Source organism: Streptomyces albipurpureus, from assembly GCF_023701525.1.
GTDB lineage: Bacteria > Actinomycetota > Actinomycetes > Streptomycetales > Streptomycetaceae > Streptomyces > Streptomyces albipurpureus.
Genome location: NZ_JAMQAW010000012.1, coordinates 2,762 through 21,491 on the forward strand (window position 1 = coordinate 2,762; position 18,730 = coordinate 21,491).

18 protein-coding genes and 1 pseudogene are annotated in these 18,730 nt (G+C 67.6%); 12 read left to right on the plus strand and 7 right to left on the minus strand.

Annotation, left to right across the window (positions count from 1 at the left end; translation table 11 throughout):
* Positions 1-209: hypothetical protein (locus tag NBG84_RS15770; protein ID WP_250920075.1), on the plus strand; the 209-nt coding region annotated here is incomplete at its 5' end.
* A 713-nt stretch (positions 210-922) separates the two neighbouring features.
* Here NBG84_RS15770 and NBG84_RS15775 read toward each other — a convergent pair.
* Positions 923-1,636, minus strand: coding sequence for a hypothetical protein (locus NBG84_RS15775; RefSeq protein WP_250920076.1), 714 nt, complete (start codon positions 1,634-1,636; stop codon positions 923-925).
* A gap of 391 nt (positions 1,637-2,027) precedes the next feature.
* Between NBG84_RS15775 and NBG84_RS15780 the strand changes: the two genes are divergently transcribed.
* Both NBG84_RS15780 and NBG84_RS15785 read left to right on the plus strand, forming a co-directional pair.
* A complete protein-coding gene (locus tag NBG84_RS15780) occupies positions 2,028-2,276 on the plus strand; it encodes a hypothetical protein (RefSeq protein ID WP_250920077.1) in 249 nt (82 codons plus the stop codon).
* A 338-nt stretch (positions 2,277-2,614) separates the two neighbouring features.
* Complete coding sequence (locus tag NBG84_RS15785) at positions 2,615-3,379, plus strand: class I SAM-dependent methyltransferase (RefSeq protein WP_250920078.1); 765 nt, start codon at positions 2,615-2,617, stop codon at positions 3,377-3,379.
* Between the two features lie 24 nt (positions 3,380-3,403).
* Here the strand turns inward: NBG84_RS15785 and NBG84_RS15790 are convergent.
* Positions 3,404-4,126 (minus strand): annotated as a pseudogene (locus NBG84_RS15790) (IS5 family transposase); the annotation flags it as partial.
* Between the two features lie 90 nt (positions 4,127-4,216).
* On the opposite strand from NBG84_RS15790, the gene NBG84_RS15795 reads away from it, so the two are divergent.
* Together NBG84_RS15795 and NBG84_RS15800 are read left to right on the plus strand one after the other, a co-directional pair.
* The gene (locus NBG84_RS15795; RefSeq protein ID WP_250920079.1) at positions 4,217-4,927 is read left to right on the plus strand and encodes a DUF1259 domain-containing protein; all 711 of its coding nucleotides are present in this window, start codon (positions 4,217-4,219) and stop codon (positions 4,925-4,927) included.
* Entirely contained in the window at positions 4,924-5,187 is a 264-nt protein-coding gene (locus NBG84_RS15800) for a DUF1259 domain-containing protein (RefSeq protein WP_250920080.1), read from the plus strand. Before NBG84_RS15795 ends, NBG84_RS15800 begins: the two co-directional genes overlap by 4 nt.
* A 450-nt stretch (positions 5,188-5,637) precedes the next feature.
* Here NBG84_RS15800 and NBG84_RS15805 read toward each other — a convergent pair whose 3' ends face one another.
* Together NBG84_RS15805 and NBG84_RS15810 are read right to left on the minus strand one after the other, a co-directional pair.
* Complete coding sequence (locus NBG84_RS15805) at positions 5,638-6,153, minus strand: SLATT domain-containing protein (protein ID WP_250920081.1); 516 nt, start codon at positions 6,151-6,153, stop codon at positions 5,638-5,640.
* A 570-nt stretch (positions 6,154-6,723) separates the two neighbouring features.
* Complete coding sequence (locus tag NBG84_RS15810; RefSeq protein WP_250920082.1) at positions 6,724-7,326, minus strand: hypothetical protein; 603 nt, start codon at positions 7,324-7,326, stop codon at positions 6,724-6,726.
* A 410-nt stretch (positions 7,327-7,736) separates the two neighbouring features.
* Here NBG84_RS15810 and NBG84_RS15815 point away from each other — a divergent pair, with 410 nt between their 5' ends.
* Positions 7,737-8,321, plus strand: coding sequence for a dihydrofolate reductase family protein (locus NBG84_RS15815; RefSeq protein WP_250920083.1), 585 nt, complete (start codon positions 7,737-7,739; stop codon positions 8,319-8,321).
* A 37-nt stretch (positions 8,322-8,358) separates the two neighbouring features.
* Here the strand turns inward: NBG84_RS15815 and NBG84_RS15820 are convergent, their stop codons facing one another.
* Positions 8,359-9,369, minus strand: a complete 1,011-nt coding sequence (locus tag NBG84_RS15820; protein WP_308312070.1) for a LacI family DNA-binding transcriptional regulator — start codon at positions 9,367-9,369, stop codon at positions 8,359-8,361.
* Positions 9,370-9,547: 178 nt separating this feature from the next.
* Between NBG84_RS15820 and NBG84_RS15825 the strand changes: the two genes are divergently transcribed.
* From NBG84_RS15825 to NBG84_RS15850, 6 genes are all read left to right on the plus strand, one after another.
* Positions 9,548-10,843, plus strand: a complete 1,296-nt coding sequence (locus NBG84_RS15825) for an extracellular solute-binding protein (RefSeq protein WP_250920085.1) — start codon at positions 9,548-9,550, stop codon at positions 10,841-10,843.
* A complete protein-coding gene (locus tag NBG84_RS15830) occupies positions 10,840-11,739 on the plus strand; it encodes a carbohydrate ABC transporter permease (protein ID WP_250920086.1) in 900 nt (299 codons plus the stop codon). Before NBG84_RS15825 ends, NBG84_RS15830 begins: the two co-directional genes overlap by 4 nt.
* A 2-nt stretch (positions 11,740-11,741) precedes the next feature.
* The gene (locus tag NBG84_RS15835) at positions 11,742-12,602 is read left to right on the plus strand and encodes a carbohydrate ABC transporter permease (protein WP_250920087.1); all 861 of its coding nucleotides are present in this window, start codon (positions 11,742-11,744) and stop codon (positions 12,600-12,602) included.
* Between the two features lie 105 nt (positions 12,603-12,707).
* On the plus strand, positions 12,708-13,598 hold the full coding sequence (locus tag NBG84_RS15840) for a nucleoside hydrolase (protein ID WP_250920088.1): 891 nt from the start codon (positions 12,708-12,710) through the stop codon (positions 13,596-13,598).
* Complete coding sequence (locus tag NBG84_RS15845) at positions 13,598-14,527, plus strand: ribokinase (protein WP_250920089.1); 930 nt, start codon at positions 13,598-13,600, stop codon at positions 14,525-14,527. The genes NBG84_RS15840 and NBG84_RS15845 overlap by 1 nt, the downstream gene beginning before the upstream one ends.
* 368 nt (positions 14,528-14,895) lie before the next feature.
* On the plus strand, positions 14,896-15,948 hold the full coding sequence (locus tag NBG84_RS15850) for a TolB-like translocation protein (RefSeq protein WP_250920090.1): 1,053 nt from the start codon (positions 14,896-14,898) through the stop codon (positions 15,946-15,948).
* 262 nt (positions 15,949-16,210) lie between these two features.
* Here NBG84_RS15850 and NBG84_RS15855 read toward each other — a convergent pair whose 3' ends face one another.
* On the minus strand, positions 16,211-17,614 hold the full coding sequence (locus NBG84_RS15855; protein ID WP_250920091.1) for a glycosyl hydrolase family 18 protein: 1,404 nt from the start codon (positions 17,612-17,614) through the stop codon (positions 16,211-16,213).
* A 732-nt stretch (positions 17,615-18,346) separates the two neighbouring features.
* Complete coding sequence (locus NBG84_RS15860) at positions 18,347-18,700, minus strand: peptidase inhibitor family I36 protein (RefSeq protein WP_250920092.1); 354 nt, start codon at positions 18,698-18,700, stop codon at positions 18,347-18,349.
* Positions 18,701-18,730: the final 30 nt, after the last annotated feature.

Below are 18,730 nucleotides of genomic sequence, written 5' to 3' on the forward strand. Positions count from 1 at the left end.
CGTGGAGCTTCGCCACCCCGGTCAGGCTGTACGACTGGTACTTCACCAAGTCCTTCAGCAAGCTCCCCGACGGAACGGAGTTCTGGGTCGACGCCCCGTCCGCGGCGACCTGGTGGAACGACACGGTCGGCTTCTCCGGCCGGGCTGACTCAGTCCGCACCGGCGCGAAGTTCTACAAGGCCCGATTCTGGTCCCACGCCCTCACCTAACACCCCCCACCCGGACCAGAAACACTCCTGCCCACCATCTGAAGGCGGTCTGGTCCGGTGCGTTGAAGTCGGTGGCCCCTGCGGTGGATCATCGGGTGCGCAGCTTCCGCCGACACGACCTGATGTTGCGTCAGGCGATATCACGTCGGGATGGCTTCGTCCGATTCCGTGTCCTCACCCGAGACGGCGCAACTGGACCGAATGTGCACGCCACCGGCTGGTCCCTCTGGCGTCACATCGGTGAGTACTGAGGCCGTTCGGCGGCGCTCGCCGGAGGTAGGGCGGTTGGGAGCGCGGCCCACCGGCACCGGGCCGGGAGGCCGCGCCGGGCAGTGCCCGGTACGCTTGAAGTCGCCCAGGGCCGGTCGGGGGCGTCCTGAGTGTCCAGGGCCCCGGGGGCGGCCCGCCCGTGTGTACGTCCTGGAGGGCCAGCCGCTCGAACCGCGCCTCCGCTCGGTCCCGACATCCCCCAAAGTGACCAGCCACCCCAACGGGTGAAACACCCTGGGTCACCGGTCAAGTGACCGGGGGGCATCGCGCACCGCGCAAAGCCGGGTGTCGTCGCGCGGCGATGTGCGGCACAACGGACCGGGTGTACGGCACAACTGGACCGGGTGAGCACGCCGCAGCATCCGCCGTCTCCCGCCCGGAGGCTGAGACCGTTCTCGCGCGAACGCAGCAATGCGAGCGCCGGGGTGAACGGGCACAGGCTTCTAAAGCTCCCACCACCAGGTTTCGAGGTCGTAGTGATCGGCGAACTCCACGGGAACCGCGTAGGGCGACCGTTGTGCGATGGGTAGGGCGTCGGTACGGCGGACTACAGCGCGCAGGTCACGTACGGCAGGCATCTCGGCGAGTTCGGCGACGTCGAAGGGGCAGCCCGCGGGGCCGCCGAGGAGGGTTTCACAGCCGAACGCGTACCACATGCCGATGAGTTCGCGGTCCTGCTCCATCTCGGCGGCGGCAGCCACCTCGTACGCTACTTCGATCAGCCGGGTGGGGCGCGGCGGGGCGGCGTCGGGGCCGCGGAGTTCGCCGGCGACGACCATGCGCCGCCACAGGTCGGTGCCGGCGTCGCAGTAGAGGAACGGCGGTTCGACGTAGCCGTCTTCGAGCCAGGAGTCATAGCCCTCGAAGTCAAGGGCCTCCTCGTCGAACGTGCGCAGGCCGGTGAACTCGGCCAGTGCGTCGAAGTACTCGGGCCGCTCAGCGTAGTCGGGGTGCCGGTCGACCGGAAACCGGTACGTGTACCCCCGACGCAGCAGAACGTCCATCACACGGAAGTGCGTGAACGAGCAGTCGTACCCGCGCTGGAAGTCGTACAGCACCGCGAACCAGTCCCTAACGCGTGGATCGTCCGACGCGGTGTGGGCGTCCAGCACACGGACGGAGTCCGCGACCAGATCCTCGATCTCATGCATGGACATCGAATTCTCCCTCCTTGAGCCCGCGACAACGTACCCGCTCCCGTCCGCCGGGCCGACCACCGCACACGACGCGAACACAGCCGCCGCCAGCCGAACCGACCACCCCCAGGGCCTCAACCTCCTCATCGAAGCGCCCGCTCCCTTCGCCATGAGGCCGGCTAGGGCCTGCGTCGGAAGCGGATCTCTTCAGGCGTCGAGTGGCAGTTCCAACAGCTCCTCTGGAGGTTGGAAGCCAAACCGCCGCCAGACAGGGCCGGCGGGTGTTTCGGGCGGGTGGGCGCCCCAGCGGAGTTCCCGCCTGACGACTGCGACGGACGCACCTGTCCGCCTCCGTGACTAAACGGATCACTAGTCCCGCCCTCAAGCGCAGGGCGGACATAGGCTTCTCTCCATGGACGTGAATGCAGGCCCCGAGACCAATCAGATGTACGAGATCGGACCGCTGACGTACCGCCAGGGGTACGTCTCCGTGTCGATGGAAAGCTACGGGTGCAGAGCTGATGCGCTCATGAACGACCGTGCGATGGTCACCGTGTACACCGGCACTCCAGAGCACCAGGGAAACCAAGTGTTCCGGGCGTGGGTGGACGCCGCGGAGCTGCCTTCAGTCCTGGGCCACTGGGCCAACACACTGAGCTGACCACACCCGCTGCTCCTCACCGGCTGGAAGGGAACAGTGCCGACCCTGAAGGCTCGGGTTGGCTGTTCCACCTGCTGGTCGACCCGCCACCGGAGGCATACCGGCGGTTTCCTGAGGACTACTACGAGATCCCGGTCGGCATCGACGCGGTGCGCCATGTGTGCGCCGCCCGCTGACACAGGAGGCCTTCCTAGGGCTTGGCTTAGAGCTTGCGCACATGGGCGTGCCTCATGGGCAGCAGTTCACCCGCTGCCGTACGTTGTTCCCGTAACGGTCTTGCTGGGGCCACAGCGGAATACTGTGTGCGTTCGGGTGGGATGGGGCTTAATGATGTAGGTATGTCACGTAGCTTTGAAGAGTTGGTCGCCGAAGCTGAGTCGGCTTCCGTGGAAGGCTGGGATTTCTCCTGGCTGGATGGCCGGGCGACCGAGGAACGCCCGTCGTGGGGCTATCAGCAGGCGATGAGTCGGCGGCTCGCGGTGGTGTCGGCGGCGCTCGATATCCAGACCGGTGGCGGTGAGGTCCTGGCCGCAGCGGAGAAGCTGCCGCCCACGATGGCCGCGACTGAGTCCTGGCCGCCGAACGTAGCCAAAGCGACCAGGCTGCTGCACCCGCGCGGGGCGGTGGTCGTCGCCGACCCGGACGAGCCGCCGCTGCCGTTCGCCGATGAGGCATTCGGCCTGGTGACCAGTCGGCATCCCGCGACGGTGTGGTGGTCCCAGATCGCGCGAGTGCTGCGACCGGGTGGGACATACTTCGCCCAACACGTCGGGCCTGCCAGCGTGTGGGAGCTGGTGGAGTACATCCTGGGGCCGCAGCCCGAGGCGCGCCGGAAGCGGCACCCTGACGACGAGACCGCCGCGGCGAAGGCCGCCGGCCTGGAAATCGTCGACGTGCGCACGGAGCGGCTGAGGGTGGAGTTCTTCGACGTCGGCGCCGTGATCTACTTCCTCCGAAAGGTGATCTGGACGGTGCCCGGTTTCACCGTCGAGCAGTATCGCAGCCGCCTGCGCGAGCTGCACGAGAAGATCGAGTCCGAGGGCCCCTTCGTCGCCCATTCCTCCAGGACCCTCATCGAGGCACGGAAGCCTGAGCGTACGTAAGAGCTCGCGGAGGCAGGCGTGTCCTCACGGACGGCGGTTCGGCCGGTTGTCCCAGCGGTGGGTGGGCCATGCCCGGCGGATCAGGCTACGGACGGTGATGATCGTGTCGGCAAGGTCGAAGAAGGCGTTGACGACGGTGGTCCGGCGTTCGTAGCAGCGGGTGAGCCGGTGGAAGGCGTTCTGCCAGGCGTGCGTGCGCTCGACGTGCCACCGCTGGGTGGCCTGGGCTGGCGCCTTGGTCCTCTTGCGGGCGATCCGGCCACGCAACCCCTCGTTCGTCGAGCAGCGCACGTGAAGTGGCCGAGTCATAGCCGGCGTCGAGGTGCACGGTGACCCGGTCGAGTAGTGTCCCAAGTTCGTTCAAAAGATCCAGAGTTGGAGCCAGCGGCGGCGAGTCGTGGCAGTTGGCGCGGGCCAGGACTCGGCCGATGGGGATGCCGTAGCCGTCGGTCATGCCCGAACGCTTCATGCCTTGCTTGCCTCGGTCGACCGGTGAGCGTCCGGCCACTTCACCACCGCCGGGGCCTTGGTGATAGCCCCGTCCACAGAGATCTGGTCGAGAACGAGACCGACGATGCGGTCGTAGGCGTCGAGCGCGATCTGCTTCAGCCGGGCGAACAGTCCGAGCTGTATCCACTCGTCGCGGCGGTTGCGGATGGTGGTGGCCGAGCAAGCGGAGTCCGCGATCGCCTCGTAGGAACAGCCGAAACAAAGGACTTGCAGGAGCTTGCCGAAGATGATCCGGTCGCCCGATCCGGCGTGGCGCTTCAGCAGTTCGGTGGCCCCGCTCGGTTTCAATGTCCTGACCGGCCGTCTGGCAGTGGAGGAGCTGATGTGGTGAGCGGGATTCCGGCGCGGGGTGCGATGGATGTCCGGGGGAACCCGTCGCGTCGGCGGCTGCTGGCCGCGGCGGCGGTGGCTCCGGTGCTGGCCGGCGCAGGTCCGGGGGTGGCCGCGGCACAGGCGGCACGGCAGCGCGGGATGCTGCCGGTGCCGACGGCGGAGGCGGACTGGAGCAGGGTGGCCGATGTCCTGGGCCGGACGGGGACGATGGTGGACGGCTCGGTCTACCGGGTGCGCTTCGCCCGGCAGGACCTGCCGGTGACCACCTACGGTGTCAGGCTGTTCCTGGGCTCCTACGCGGCGTTCACCCGCTACGGCGACGGCCGGACACTACTGATGGGCAGCCTGGCGGTGACCGAGTCCGAGCTGCAGCACGCCGCCGACGCGCTCCATACGGGCGGCCTGGAACTGACCGCGGTTCACAAGCACCTGCTCGCCCACGAGCCGGCCATGTGGTGGATCCACTTCCATGGACATGCCGGGGACCCCCTGGCCCTGGCCCACGGCGTGAAGGCCGCTCTGGCGGTCACGACCACGCCCTCCACAGCACCGGCCGCCTCGCGACCGGAGGTGGACCTGGACATGGCCGCCATCGAAGAGGCGCTGAACGCGAGAGGCGTCAACGACAGCGGAATCCTCCGGTTCACCTTCAACCGCCGGGAGACGGTCACCACGGACGCGTCCTGCCCCCGGCCACGGGCATGACCACGCTCATCAGCTTCCAGCCGATCGGCGCCCGCCGGGCCGCGGTCCACGGTGACTTCGCCATGACCGCCGGCGAGGTGCAGAACGTGCTGGCAGCCCTGCGCCGCAGCGGCATCAGCATCGTTGAGATCCACAACCACGGCCTCACCGAAGAACCCAGGTTGCTCTTCGCCCACTTCTGGGCAATCGATGACGGCGCGACCCTGGCCCGCGCACTGCGCACGGCACTCGACGCCACCAACACCACCCCAGCCGCCTGACCCAGGAGAGGAGTTGGCATGGCACATTCGGGCGCTGGTGGCCGTATTGCTGCGAAGGGCGCACACACTCGCGCTGTCCGAGGCATGCTCCCGGGGATGAGGAGTGGTGTCCTCACCATCAGGGAGGGATGCGAGGTCTCATGACGTTCCATCATGCGAGTGATGTGATCATGACAGTCCTTGTTGTGAGGGTTGATCGGCCGCTTCGGGATACCGTCGACCCGATCGGTTAGTTGGAGGAGAGCCTCAGCCTCGTCCAACGCCATCAACAAACTGCCGCCGCCTCAGATGGACGTGGAGGAACACGGAGGAATCGCCTCGGTGGACGAGGTCGAAACTCGCATACGACAGCGTGTACGGACTTCCCTCTCCACGGTCTGGCAGCCGCCCACTCCTTGCCGCGGTCCCACCGTCGACCCAGGCAGCCACCGGGGGGAACAACTGGAGGGTCTACGCCAAAGCCCCTTTATGCTCACGCTGTCGCGAATCCTCCAACTGCCTCTTGCGCCTCTCTTCCTTCTCGCGCTCCTTTACCGCCCACTGCTCCACACCGACCGATTCGTTCTCCAACTCCTTCTGTCGGAGTGTCAGTTCCTCCAGAGCCTTCAGTTGCTGCTCACGATCGCTCAGATATTGCAGGTTGTAGTAGGAAGTTCCCAACGCTCCAAAGGAGCTTCCAGCCCTCCGGTGGGCTTCAGCCTGCTTCGAGTATCCGAGTAGCGGTTCAATGGTGGCGAGCAAAGCACTAAGAAATCCCATGCCCGCAACAGCCGTTGCCCACCCACCAGTCAAGCCGGCCAGCAGCGATGCGCCTGCCGTCGCTGCCAACAGAGCGCCTACTACACTGATCACGCGAGACCACCTGCGGTAACGGTCATGCGACAGATTATGCTCAATCGACCTGTTCGAGACACGCATACTGAGGTGCATGCCCCGCTTCGCAATATCAGACTGGCCATCACTCATATAGCCAGGATACCGCCGAAATTTTGTTGAATTAAGCATCACACAGCTATTGTTCAGGTTTGGAATACGTTCCACACTGCGGTAGCGAGTCGAGACGGGCATCAGCATCTCGCGAATTGAGGGCCACAGGTACCGTGGACAAGGGCTCTCCCGCGCCGAAGGCCATCCCGGCGGGCCCGTTCTTCATCAGAGACGGCCCAGCCCCAGCCACTCGCCTAGATCGGCCGGCGGTGCGCGCGCCGGTCGCGACCTCATCGCCGGGTTGACCACCCTGCGCGTGCTCTGATGGCGGGCCCAGAGCCTTGAGCTCCTCGCTCTCACCCGCCGGGACGCAAACCGTCTACAGGCCCGCGAACTCCTGGAACAGGCGCGCGTGCTCACCGCGGCCAGCACCGCCTACGCCGCCACTTGCCCAGGACCACTCGCGCGAGGCACGGTATCCGGCCCGGGCCGCTCCGTCCGTCCCTGGGTGAGACCCATGGTGTCGGGGAATGGTGTCGGGGAATGCTCGGTCCGGTCGCGGCAAGCTGAAACGGAAGAGAGGACATACCCATGGCGTGGTAGGCCGGTTCAGCATTGTTCGACGGTTCCCCAGCCATCCCGGTCTAGTTTTTGCCAAGGGTCGAACCAGTCCACCCAGTATCTCTCCGCGTGCAGATTGGTGACGTGGAAATTGTTGTGTCCGCACGCTAGTTTTACCCCGGGACTCAGTCTGTGCTGGTAGACAATCCCGCCGGCTGAACTCCTGAAATTCAGTTGGACCGCCATCGGTCCGCCGTCGTAGCCGTCGAAGATGCGATAGCCATGCGAGGTCAGGCGGTAGTCCATGCCCAGCCAGAGCAGCGGCTTACCCGTCTGCGGGTCCGTTCCCTTGGTCGCGGCAACGGTGAAATCCGTAAGCGTAGCGATGGGTGTTTGGTCGCCTGTGTCAACGAAGCGCATGCGTTTGATCTTCCTGGTCTTCGATGTCAACTCGAAGTGGAAGTCGTCCCAGACGGAAGAGTCCAGAGGGAACCAGAGGCCGAGCTGAATGAGAAGTTGCGCCGGTGCAGAGAAATCACGCTGCACAATCTCCTGCTGATCGTCTTCATCGGTGATCAGTTTACCGTTGTATACGGGAGGGATTTTTCCCTGTACGGGCGAGGATGCCTCTTGCGGGCTCTTCTGCGTCATGGCTTCTCCCTTGTGCGTGTCTGGATGAAGTCTTGATCTGGCGCCCAGACCGCGCGAGCCGGAGTAGCCGACTGGGCTAGGCACGGCCCGACACCTTCCCCCTCTCGACCAACGACGTCCTTCTCTTCATTACCGACGGAGTCACCGAGGCCACACCCACGCGGGAGCCTTCCGCGACCTCACCGCACTCACCATCCCCGCAGTGGCCACACCGCCCGCCGACGTACCGACGATGCGTCCCGGTCACGGCATGGGTGGCCGCCCGCGTCGATGTGGAGATCCGGCGCGCCGTCCCCGGTCCGTCTCGGACCTACGCGATTCATCCGGCGAGCTCGTGTGTGGCGATGAGTTCCGCCATGGATTCGGGTCTGTACTTTTGATGTGATCAAACTGTGTTCAAGGAGAGCACGATGACGGTTACCTACACTTTCGACGTCTTCTCCAGCCTGGACGGCTTCGGCTCCTACAGCGGTGGGGACTGGGGCGGCTACTGGGGTAAGCAGGGCCCCGAGCTCCTCGACCACCGCCTCGCCCAGTACGGTGCGGAGCAGCGGATGGTCTTCGGGGCCAACACCTACCGGGAATTCCTGCAACTGCTGGGCCCGGGTGCCCAGGGCTCCGACGTGGCTGACCCGTGGGTCGCACGGATGCGGAGTCTGCCGACGACGGTGGTCTCATCGACGCTCGAAGAGCCCCTCGACTGGCCGGGGGACGCACACGTCGTGCGGGGCGACGCCATCGATGTCGTCGCCCGGCTCAAGAGGGAGTCCGCGGTGCCGTTGCGCTCACACGGCAGCCTGTCGATGAACCGGGCGCTGATGGCCGCCAACCTGGTCGACCGCGTCCAAGTGACGATCTTCCCGGTCATCACCGGTCAGACCGGCTCCGCGCCGATCTTCCCGGGCGCGGCCGACTTCGACCTTGAGCTGATCGAGCACCGGACGCTCGACGGCCGCATCCAGGAGCTCGTCTACCGGCCCACCCTCCACGTCTGAGTTCTTCCTGACCGGCCGTGGCGTGGGCGGAGGGCGGTCAGGCTGATTCCCGGGTCACAACGCGGTGTGCCAACACCACCTCACGTGCCGGTCCGTGGTCGTCGTCGTCCAGTCGCTGCATCAGGATCCGCGCTGCGGAGCGGCCGATCTCACGGGCCGGGTTGAGCACGGTCGTCAGCGCGGGGGAGACCAGGGATGCCGCTTCGATGTTGTCGTAGCCAGTGATCGCCACTTGCCCGGGCACGTCCACACCCCGCTCCCGCAAGGTGTCCAGGGCCCCGATGGCGATCAGGTCGTTGGCGCAGACCAGAGCGTCTGGCGGTTCGGTCGCGGCCAGGAGCCGCGCCGCGCCGATACGTCCGCCGTCACGGGTGAAGCTGGTCCAGACCACTAGGTCGTCGGGGATGTCCAACCCCGCCTCCGCCAGTGCGTCCCGATACCCCTGGAAGCGTTCGCCCCCGGGCTCGACGCCCTCTTCGCCGCCGATGAAACCGATGCGGCGGTAGCCGCGCTCCTTGACCAGATGCCGTACCAGATCCCGCATCCCCTCGACCTCGGCCGCGCGCACCACGTCGCCGGGACCCGCCTCCAGGGGGCCGCCGAGGCGCACCAGTCGGGTTCCGGAGCCGGTGATCAGGTCGAGGTCCCGGCGGGTGGCGCCGTAGCGGCCGAGCACGATGCCGTCCATGCGACGGGCGACCAGTTGCCGCAGGACGGCGGGCAGGTACGGTCCGCCCAAGGGCGCCTCGCAGACCACGGTGAGGTAGTCGTGGGCCAACGTGATCTCCTGCATTCCGACGGCGAGTTCCGCGTTGAAGGGGTTCGCGAGGTCGGGCACGACCAGGCCCAGGGTGCGGGTGCGCTGGGTGCGTAGTCCCCGGGCTGAGGGGTCCGCCTGGTAGCCGAGTCGGTGTATCACCTCCTCCACCCGTGCCCGGGTGGCCGCTGACACCGGGCGGCGGCCGCTGATCACGTGCGACACGGTCGTGACGCTGACCCCGGCTTCGGCCGCCACGTCCCCGATCTTCGCGCGGCATCCACCGTGCACAGCGCCCTCCCGTTCTCCGCGCGCCGAGGCGCCCCACTGTTCCGATGGTCACACTACCCAGAACGCAAAACGTTTTGTAGTGTGCCGTCCAAACGTAACCGGATCTCACCCATCCGGTCTTCTCATGCAATGCAAAACGATTTGGACATACGATGGTCCTTGATCCGAAGCGGACGCCATGACCGGCCTCCTCAGCCGCAGACGCCTCCTGGGCACGGCCCTCGCCGCCGCTTCCGGTGCGGCCCTCGCCGGCTGCGCCGACGACCGGCCGGCCGGCGGAAGAACAGCGGTGCGCTTCCTCGGCCCCGAGACCGCTGACACCTTCCGGCCCGTCATCCGGGGCTTCGAGCGGGCGCATCCCGACCTCCGCGTGGAGTACACCCCGGTCCCACCCGCCCAGCTGAACGACGTGCTGCAACTGCGCCTGTCCGCGAACGACACCGCGATCGACGTGTACTGCGTCGATCAGCCGCGCGTCCCCGCTCTCACCGCCCGCGGATTCCTCACCGACCTCCGCGCGGTGGACCGCCGCACGCGAGCCGCGGTGAGCCAGGAGCAGTACGGGATCAGCACCTGGGAGAATGTGCTGCGCTGCCTCCCGGTGTGGACCTCCACCCAGTACCTCTTCTACAACGCGGACCTGCTCAAGAAGGCGGGCGTCACGGCGCCCGGCGCCGATCCCGCCGACCGGTGGTCCTGGGAGCACATCCTCCAGATCGGGCGCCGCACCATGGAGCGCTCCGGCGCCGACTACGCGCTGCTCATCGAGCAGACCGACGCCTACTACGGCATCCAGCCGCTGGCCGAGTCACTGGGCGGTGGATCCGGCATCACCGGCGACGACATGCTCACCCCCGCCGTCACCACCCACGGCTGGATCGCGGCCATGACCTGGTACGGAAAGCTGTTCGCCGACGGGCTCTCCCCCCGCGGGGTCTCCTCATTCGAGATGGCCTCGCTGTTCACCGCCGGCCGGGCGCCCTTCTTCGTCGGAGGCCCCTGGAACCTCGGAGCCTTCGCGTCCCTGAAGGCCTTCTCCTGGGGAACCGCGCCGCAGCCCAAGTTCGCCCAGGGGCGGGCCGTCACCCCGACCGACTCCTGGTCCTGGGGCATCAACCCCTACTCCAACCGGGCGGACGCGGCCCTGCGCTTCATGGAGTACGCCTCCCTCACCACGGAGGGCAGCCTCGCCACCATCGCCGCCTCGCCCCTGATCCCATCCCACCGCGGGGCCTTCGACCGATACGCGGCCGACCTGGACCGCAACGCCACCCGAAGCACCCAGGGAGTTGCCGCGATCATGCGCCATGAACTGGCCGAAACGGCCGTCAGCCGGCCGAGGAGCATTGGCTACACACAGTTCGAGACCGTCATGGGCTCGGCGTTCTCCGACATACGCAACGGCTCGCCTGCCGAGGCCCGACTGGCCAAGGCGTCGGCGGAACTGGTTCGCACCTGGGAGCGATTGAGATGAAGACCGAGCCTCCCACCCGTAGGCGTCCGGTAGGTCCCTCACAGGGCCGGCTCGCGCTGTACTTCCTGGCCCCCGCACTGCTCGCGCTCGTGCTGCTGCGCCTGCTGCCCGCGCTGATGGCACTGATCAGCAGCCTGCGGCACCACAGCCTGACCGACGGCGTCACGCGCTTCGTCGGCCTCGCGAACTACGCAGACCTCTGGGCCGATCCGCAGTTCTGGCAGAGCACCCGAGTGACCCTGCTCTTCAGCCTGGTCATCAACCCGCTCCAAGTGCTGCTCGCACTGGGCCTCGCGGTGCTGTTCAACCGGCGATTCGCCGGCGCCCGCTTCTGGCGCTCGCTCGTCTTCGCGCCGATCGCGGTGCCACCTGCCGTGTCCGCCGTCATCTGGGGCATCCTCTACCGGCCGGAAGGCCCGCTGAACGCCTTCCTCGGCGCACTCGGCATCCCCGCCCAGCCCTTCCTCACCAGTCCCGAGCAAGCGCTCTACGCCCTGATCGTGCTGATGTCGTGGGTCGGCGTCGGATACTGGATGACCTTCCTGATCGCCGGGCTCCAGGACATCCCGCAGGAGGTGTACGACGCGGCCGGAATGGACGGCGCGAACGCCTGGCAGCGCTTTGTGCACATCACCCTGCCGTTGCTGCGTCGCCCGCTCTCGTTCGTCCTCGTCGCCGCCACCGTCTCCAACTTCCTGGTGTTCGCACCCGTGCAACTCCTCACCGGCGGCGGCCCCGACGGATCGACCAACCTGATGATGCACGACGTATTCCGCCGCGCCTACAGCGTGGGCGACATCCACTACGCCCAGGCGGAGGTGGTGGTGCTGGTCGCCGTCACGCTCGCCGTCGTCGCCGTGCAGTACCGGCTGATGCAGGGCAAGGGCGAGGAGTAGCCATGGCCATCGAAACGCACCGGAGCCCACGGCGCCGGATCTCCCCCGCGCGACACGCGCCCCTGATCGCCGCCGTAGTGATCGGCCTGCTCTTCACCCTGCCCCTGCTCTGGGTGCTGGCCGGTTCGCTGCGCCCCGGCGACCAGGTACTCGCCGGACTCGAAACGCTGTCCTGGCGCAGCGTCGTCCCCACCGACGCGACGCTCGACAACTACCTCACCCTGTTCCAGGGGGACTTCGGACGAGCGGTCCTCAACTCCGTGGTCGTTGCCGCGGTGACCGTCTGCGTCGGTCTGCTGCTGTCGGCCACCGCCGCCTTCGGCCTCGCCGTGTTCGACTTCCGTGGCCGCGGGGCCGTGTTCGCCGTGATCCTGCTGAGCTTCATGATCCCGTTCGACGCCATAGCCATCCCGCTCGCCTCCACCTTCCGCGCCTGGGACCTGCAGAACACCTACGCGGGACTGATCCTCCCGGGCATCGGCAACGGGCTGGCCATCTTCCTGCTGCGCCAGTTCTTCCTCGCCGTACCCCGCGAGCTCGTCGAAGCCGCCCGGCTCGACGGTCTCGGCTGGTGGGGCATCTTCCGACGGATCTACCTGCCGCTGTCCCGACCGGCCCTGATCGCCGCCGGCCTGACCCTGTTCACGTTTCAGTGGCAGTCGTACATGTGGCCGCTGCTGATCGGCACCGAGCCTGCCAAGCAACTCGGCCCCATCGCCCTCGGGACCCTCCAGGGACAGATGGTGGTCGACTACGGACAGGTCTTCGCCGCTGCCGTCGTCCTCACCGTGATCCCCCTGGTGGTCCTGCTGCGACTACAGCGCTACTTCACCCAGTCCATCGCGGGCAGCGGCCTCAAGTAGCCATCAGCGCCCACCGGCCGCACCGCCCTTCCACCCGCACTCCCGCACTCCCGCACTCCCGCACTCCCGCACTCCCGCACTCCCGCACTCTCCAAGAGGTATCCCATGAGCGCCCCCCGACCGTATGACGTCCTGCTCGACACCGACATCGGCAGCGATGTCGACGACGCCCTCGCCCTCGGCGTACTCCTGGGATCGCCCGAGGTATCCCTGAGTGGGGTGACGACGGTATACGGCGACACCCTGCTGCGCGCCCGCCTCGCCCACCGCCTCGCCTCGCTCGCCGGGCACGACCTCACCGTGGTCCCGGGCACCGCCGAGACGCTGTCCGGGCGCGAGGTGTGGTGGGCCGGACACGAGGGCAACGCCTTCGACGACCTCAACACCGAGCGGGTGCGCGATGACACCAGCGCCCCCCGCTTCCTCACCGAGTCCGTGCGAGCCCGCCCCGGCGCGATCGACCTCGTCGCCATCGGACCGCTCGCCAACGTCGCCCGGGCCATCGCACACGACGCGGACTTCGTGACCGATGTGCGTTCGCTGTATCTGATGGGTGGCCGGTTCCGTTCCGACGGCGCGCCAGAGCACAACATCGTCAGCGACGTCACCGCCGCCCGTGCCGTCTTCACGTCCGGTCTCCGTACCGTCGTGACCGGCCTGGAGATCACCACGCGGATGCGCATCGGTCCCGAGGGGATCGAGACGATCCGCGCATCCGGCCCCTACGGCACCGCGCTCGCCCGCGAGATCGACGCGTGGACCGGCTTCACCGGGGAGGGGTGGAGCGTCCCGCACGACCCGATCACGGTCCTGTCGATGCTGCGCCCCGACCTCTACACCACCGAACGAGGCACCGTCACCGTCGCTGACGACGGAAGCACCCGCTTCCACCCGGACTCGGACGGAACCGTGTCCCTCGTCGTCGACGCGGACCTGGAGACCATCGCCGACGAGATCGTCACCCGTATCGTCCGCGCCTCCGAGGGCGTCCGCTGATGCCCACCACCTCGCCGGTGCCCGACGTTCCGCTGGTGGTCGTGGGCTCCGCCAATGTGGACCTGGTGGTCCGGGTCGAGCGCAGGCCTCTCCCGGGGGAGACCGTGCGGGGTGGCGACCTCGCCGTCCACCCCGGTGGCAAGGGGGCCAACCAAGCGGTCGCCGCGGCTCGGCTGGGCGGTCGGGTGACCCTGCTCGCACAGATCGGGGACGACCCGCACGGAGAGCTGATCACCCGTGCACTGCGGGATGCCGACGTGGACTTCCCCGAGCTTCCGCACCGGGACCGGCCCACCGGAACCGCGATGATCGTCGTGGGCCCGGAGGGTGACAACAGCATCGTCGTCTCCCCCGGCGCGAACGCCCGACTGTCCCCGCGGGACATCGCTGAGCACCGGGAACGACTCTTCGCCGCGCGGGTGCTCTCCCTCCAACTGGAGATCCCGCTCGCCACGGTCACCGCGGCGGTGCGGGCCGCCGGCCCCGGCACCCGTGTGGTGCTCAACCCGTCCCCGCCCGCCGACCTGCCCACCGAGGTCCTCACCCGCTGCGACCCGCTCGTCCTCAACCAGCACGAGGCGCGGTACCTGTCGGGCTCGGACGCCACGCCCGAGGCGGCGGCCGAGGCACTGCTCACCCGCGGACCCCGTTCCGTCGTCATCACCCTCGGCGCGGAGGGAGCCCTGGTCGCCGAAGGCGACGGAACGATCACCCGGGTGCCAGGGGTGCGGGTGCCGGTGGTGGACACCACCGGCGCGGGCGACGCCTTCACCGCGGCTCTCGCCTGGCGGCTGTCGGAAGGCGAAGGCATTGTCGCGGCGGTGCGGTACGCGGTTCGCATCGGAGCCGAAGCAGTCTCCGCCACCGGAGCTCAAAGCCTGTCACCCCGCGGTAGGGCCATCGCCGCCGCCGGGGCCGATGGTTCGTAGGGCCCCCTGGAATCGCCCCTGGTAGCCCCCTGAGGAGGGGCGGACCTCACCCCCGGGATCCGGACCTCAGGCAAGAGCCGCCCCAGAAAGCCGGGCGGCTCTTGCGCTTCCCGCCCACTCGCACCGCCCCAGCCTTCCCGCGTCGGCTCATTGCCAGGAACGCCGCGTGGTCTGCGAAGTGGGCCGTTTCCACGTGGCTGAAACCGCGTCTCTCGGTCAGATGACGCATTGACCCCACAGCGCCATCGCGGTTGCATGCTCGTGGTCCTCCGGTGGGGAACCGGAGGAGAGACCGTGTCCTACATGGGGGGGAGAATGAGGGAGAGAACTCGAACCGGGGCTCCACCAGACGACGGGCCGTTCTGAGCGTGGCGGTCGCGATCTGCGCGGTCACGGTGGTGCTGCCCGGAGCGGCCTCGGCCGAGCCAACGGCAGTTGCGGGCAACCGCGGAGCCGGTGTCGAGAGGATCAGTGTCGCGGCTGACGGCACCGGGGCCGACGACAACTCCGTCGGCGCCTCGATCACACCCGATGGCCGGCATATCGTCTTCTCCTCGTCGGCGAGGAACCTCACACCCGACGGCACGACAGGAGGCGACCGGGTGTACGTCCGCGACCAGCGGACAGGGCAGACCAAGCGGATCGGCTCCTACTCCCCACTCCAGTCCCCGGTGATCACCGGGGACGGAGCATATGTCGCCTATCCGGTGCAGTGGATGAACGGCGATCGGATTCGCCAGTATCAGGTGAGCACGGGAGCCACCGCGTCCGCCAACTGCTCGGCCCACAGCTGCAACCAGCCCTCACTGAGCGCGGACGGCCGCTCCATCGCCCTGGTCATTCTCTTCAGGCAACCATCGTCCGGCCAGCGCATCGAGGTGCAGGGCTGGAACGGCACCGTGCAGACCGTCGCCAACCTCCATCACACCCACTCGTCCCGGCCGTCCATCAGCGGCGACGGACGCTCTGTCGCCTACCAGGACGGCCAGACGGAGGACGTCTTCGTGTGGGACCGCACCAGCGGCACCGCCTCAGGGCCGGTCGAGGGCCCGACCACGGGGGCGACATTCGTCCAGCTCAGCGACGACGGCAGCAAGGTCGTCTACCTCTCGGGCTCCGACACCCACGTCCACGACGTGCGCCTGGGAACAGCCCAACTGGTGCCGAACGTGCGGGGCGTGGCCATCGATCCCACCGGCCGCTATCTGCTGTACGCCCCACACCACACCAACGGACCGTCCCTCACGCTGCGCGACCTACAGACGGGCACCGAGGAGATCGTCTCGAACCAGCCCGCCTCGGCCCGGACCGACGCGGTCAGCGCCGGGGGGCGCGACGTGGTCTTCCAGTCCACGGCCGACGACATCGTGCCCGGCGACACCAACGGCAAGTCGGACGTCTTCGTCCGCCACTTCTTCTGACCGCCCGACTCCCAGGACCGTGGGCGTAGTTGAGGAACCAGCAATCCCGGGGTGAACGATCTCACCGACTTCCACCTGCTCCGGAGGGAGATCGGGCGCGCTGTGGCCGCTGTCTGGCCAGGGCGCGCTTCCTCCGCAGGTGTCGATCGCGCTATCGGTTGCTTCGCCACCGCGTCAGCGGTGGCGCTTGGCCTCCGTGTCGGTGGCCAGCGCCCCGGGGAGATCGCTCCCCGGGACACATGGCCTCGCGGCGCTCGTCGCGCTACCGCAGTCCGGTGTCGATCGCGGTCAGGAGTTCACCGTCGTCGGTGTCACTGCGGAGGTCGGAGAGGAAGGCTCCCCCGAGGCCCCACTGCTTGGTGTAGGCCATCTTCTCGGCCACCGAGACCGGGGTGTCGTAGGACCACCATTCGATCCCGCAGTGGGAGTAGGCGGCACCGCTGACCACCTGGGGCCCGGGGCACCTGGTCTTGATGGTGCGATAGGCCTCCATGCCCCGGCCCAAGGAGCCGTACGCGGGTCCGTAGTAGCCGTAGTCGGGCTCAGGGCGGGGGACGCCTTCCCATCCCCGGGCGTGGGAGGGAACACCGAAGACGATCTTGTGGGGGTGCACCCCCCGTGCCGTCAGATCCCGGTAGGTGTGGTGGCCGCCCCTGGCATCGTCCCAGTAGCCATACAGGGTGGAGTGCAGAAAGGCCGTTCCCCTGCCCTGGGAGCCCGATGTGGGGGTGTAGTAGTCGTAGGACTTGACATTGATCCAGTCGAGGTAGGGAGCGGCTCCGGCGTAGTCGGCGCCTTCGAAGACCCGGCCGGGGGTGCCGTGGATCGTCGCGGTGAGCAGCTTGTTGTCGCCCAGTGCGGTGCGGGAGGCTTGTGCCAGTGTCTTCAGGGCGGTGTGCCCGCCGGTGTCGCAGGCGGCGGTCACGGGGCATTTCCCGGGGAGTTCCCAGTGCAGGTCGATGCCGTCGAAGACACCTGCCCACTGCCGGTTGTTGATCATGTGGGCACAGGAGGCGGCGAACGCGGCCGGGTCCTTGAGCGCTTGGGGGAAGCCGGCGGAGTACTCACTGCCGCCGAAGGACCAGAGGATCTTGAGTTGCGGATGCAGTTCCTTCAACTTCCGCAACTGGTTGATGTTGCCGCTGACCGCCTGACCCGAGGTGTCTCGCTGGCCATCCACGCTCAGTTCGGCGGGAACCATGCGCTGGAGCGCCCGGTAGGGGTCGCCGAAGGTGCACTTGCCATTCTGGATCTTGCCGGACGCGTAGGTGAGATGGGTGAGCCTGGCGGCGCTTGCGCTGGTCACCAGATTCTTGACCTCAAATCTCCGCGGGCCTTGGTCGTCCTCGGGAAAGATGCCCATTTTGACGGGGTTCGCGGGCGGCGCGGGAATCGTTCCCGTCGTACGGGCTTTGAAGTGGACGCTCGAATAGCCTTCTCGTCCGTTGTTGCCCGTGGCGACCACGCTGAAGTCGTATTCCGTGGCCACATTGAGCTGGGTGGCGGTGAAACTTGTCTCCGTCGTGGTGTTCCGACTGTATCCGTGTCCATTGACATACACGGCGTAGGAGGCGATGCCACCGGGCGCGGTTGAAGGGGACCAACTGATCCTGATAGTGGTGTCGGTGATCGTCACAGCCTTGAGGTCACCGGGCGAGGTGGGCATGTCCGGGTCCGCCGCCAAGGCCTCCCGTGCTTCCCGGTCGGGCGTGGCCGCCTGTGCGGTGGTTGCCAGGCCGGCCGGCAAACACAGCGCAAGCGCCAACGCCCATGAAGCGGCGACTCTGCCCCTTCTCGACCGTGCGGGGAATAAGCCGACTTTCAACGTCACTCCTCAATCCGAATCCGTCATCCTGGAAGGGGACGCGGGGAACCGCACGGCTGAATAAAGCCGATCCACGGTGACCGCGGTAAGTGGAGGCTAGGACCGAAAGAGTGCAGGGGTCAATGAAACTGAAACGAGCACGGCAAAATGAAGTAACTCTCATTTCTGCAATGAAATTCCACTTTTCAAACACCCCGTCAACCGCACGAGGGGAATGCGCCGAACACCCCCGGCAGGGCATAAACCGTCGGCCGTAAGCCACCGCGACGGGGAACGGCCGACGCCGAGCACCAGACCGTGGAGGGCGTGCCGAGGGCGGCAGTGGCCTCGCCGACCGTCCGAGCGGACATAGGGCAACAGCGCAGGAGGCCTGAGCGCTCTATCCGGTTGCCCGCCGCCCGCCGCCCGCCGCCCGACCCGGCGAAACCGCCTACCGCCCCGCCCACGCGTGGGGCGTCGCCGACACCGGGCAGGTCGCCGGCGGCTGGGCTACCGAGGGGTGGAGATCAGACGTAGGCCGTCATGCCGGCTCCGCGGTTCGCGATGGCCGGCCGGTGGGCCAGATGGCGCCGGTCAACACAGGACGCCGATCTGGGTCCAGGACAGGGTGAGCGGAGCGCTGGTGGCCCAGGCGTGCGCGTTGGTGCCTGGCGGGGTGTACAGACAGCCGATCATCCAGGTTTCACGAGGCAGGTAGCGATAGATGACTTTGAAGCGGAGGTCGCCGGACGTGTTGTTGACGATGGACAGGCCCGATGGCGAGTACAGGTCGTAGACCTCCGTGGTGGACTGCCAGGTGGGAGGGCCGGAGTAGGTTCCGTTGGCCCAGACGCAGAGGTGTTCGTCGGGGCAGTCGCTCTGATCGGCTGTCGCCGAGGGGGCGAGCACCAGGCCCGTGGCACACAGAGTGAGGGAGATGGCTCCCATCGCTGCGGTTCTCCGTAAGCTCCTCATCGC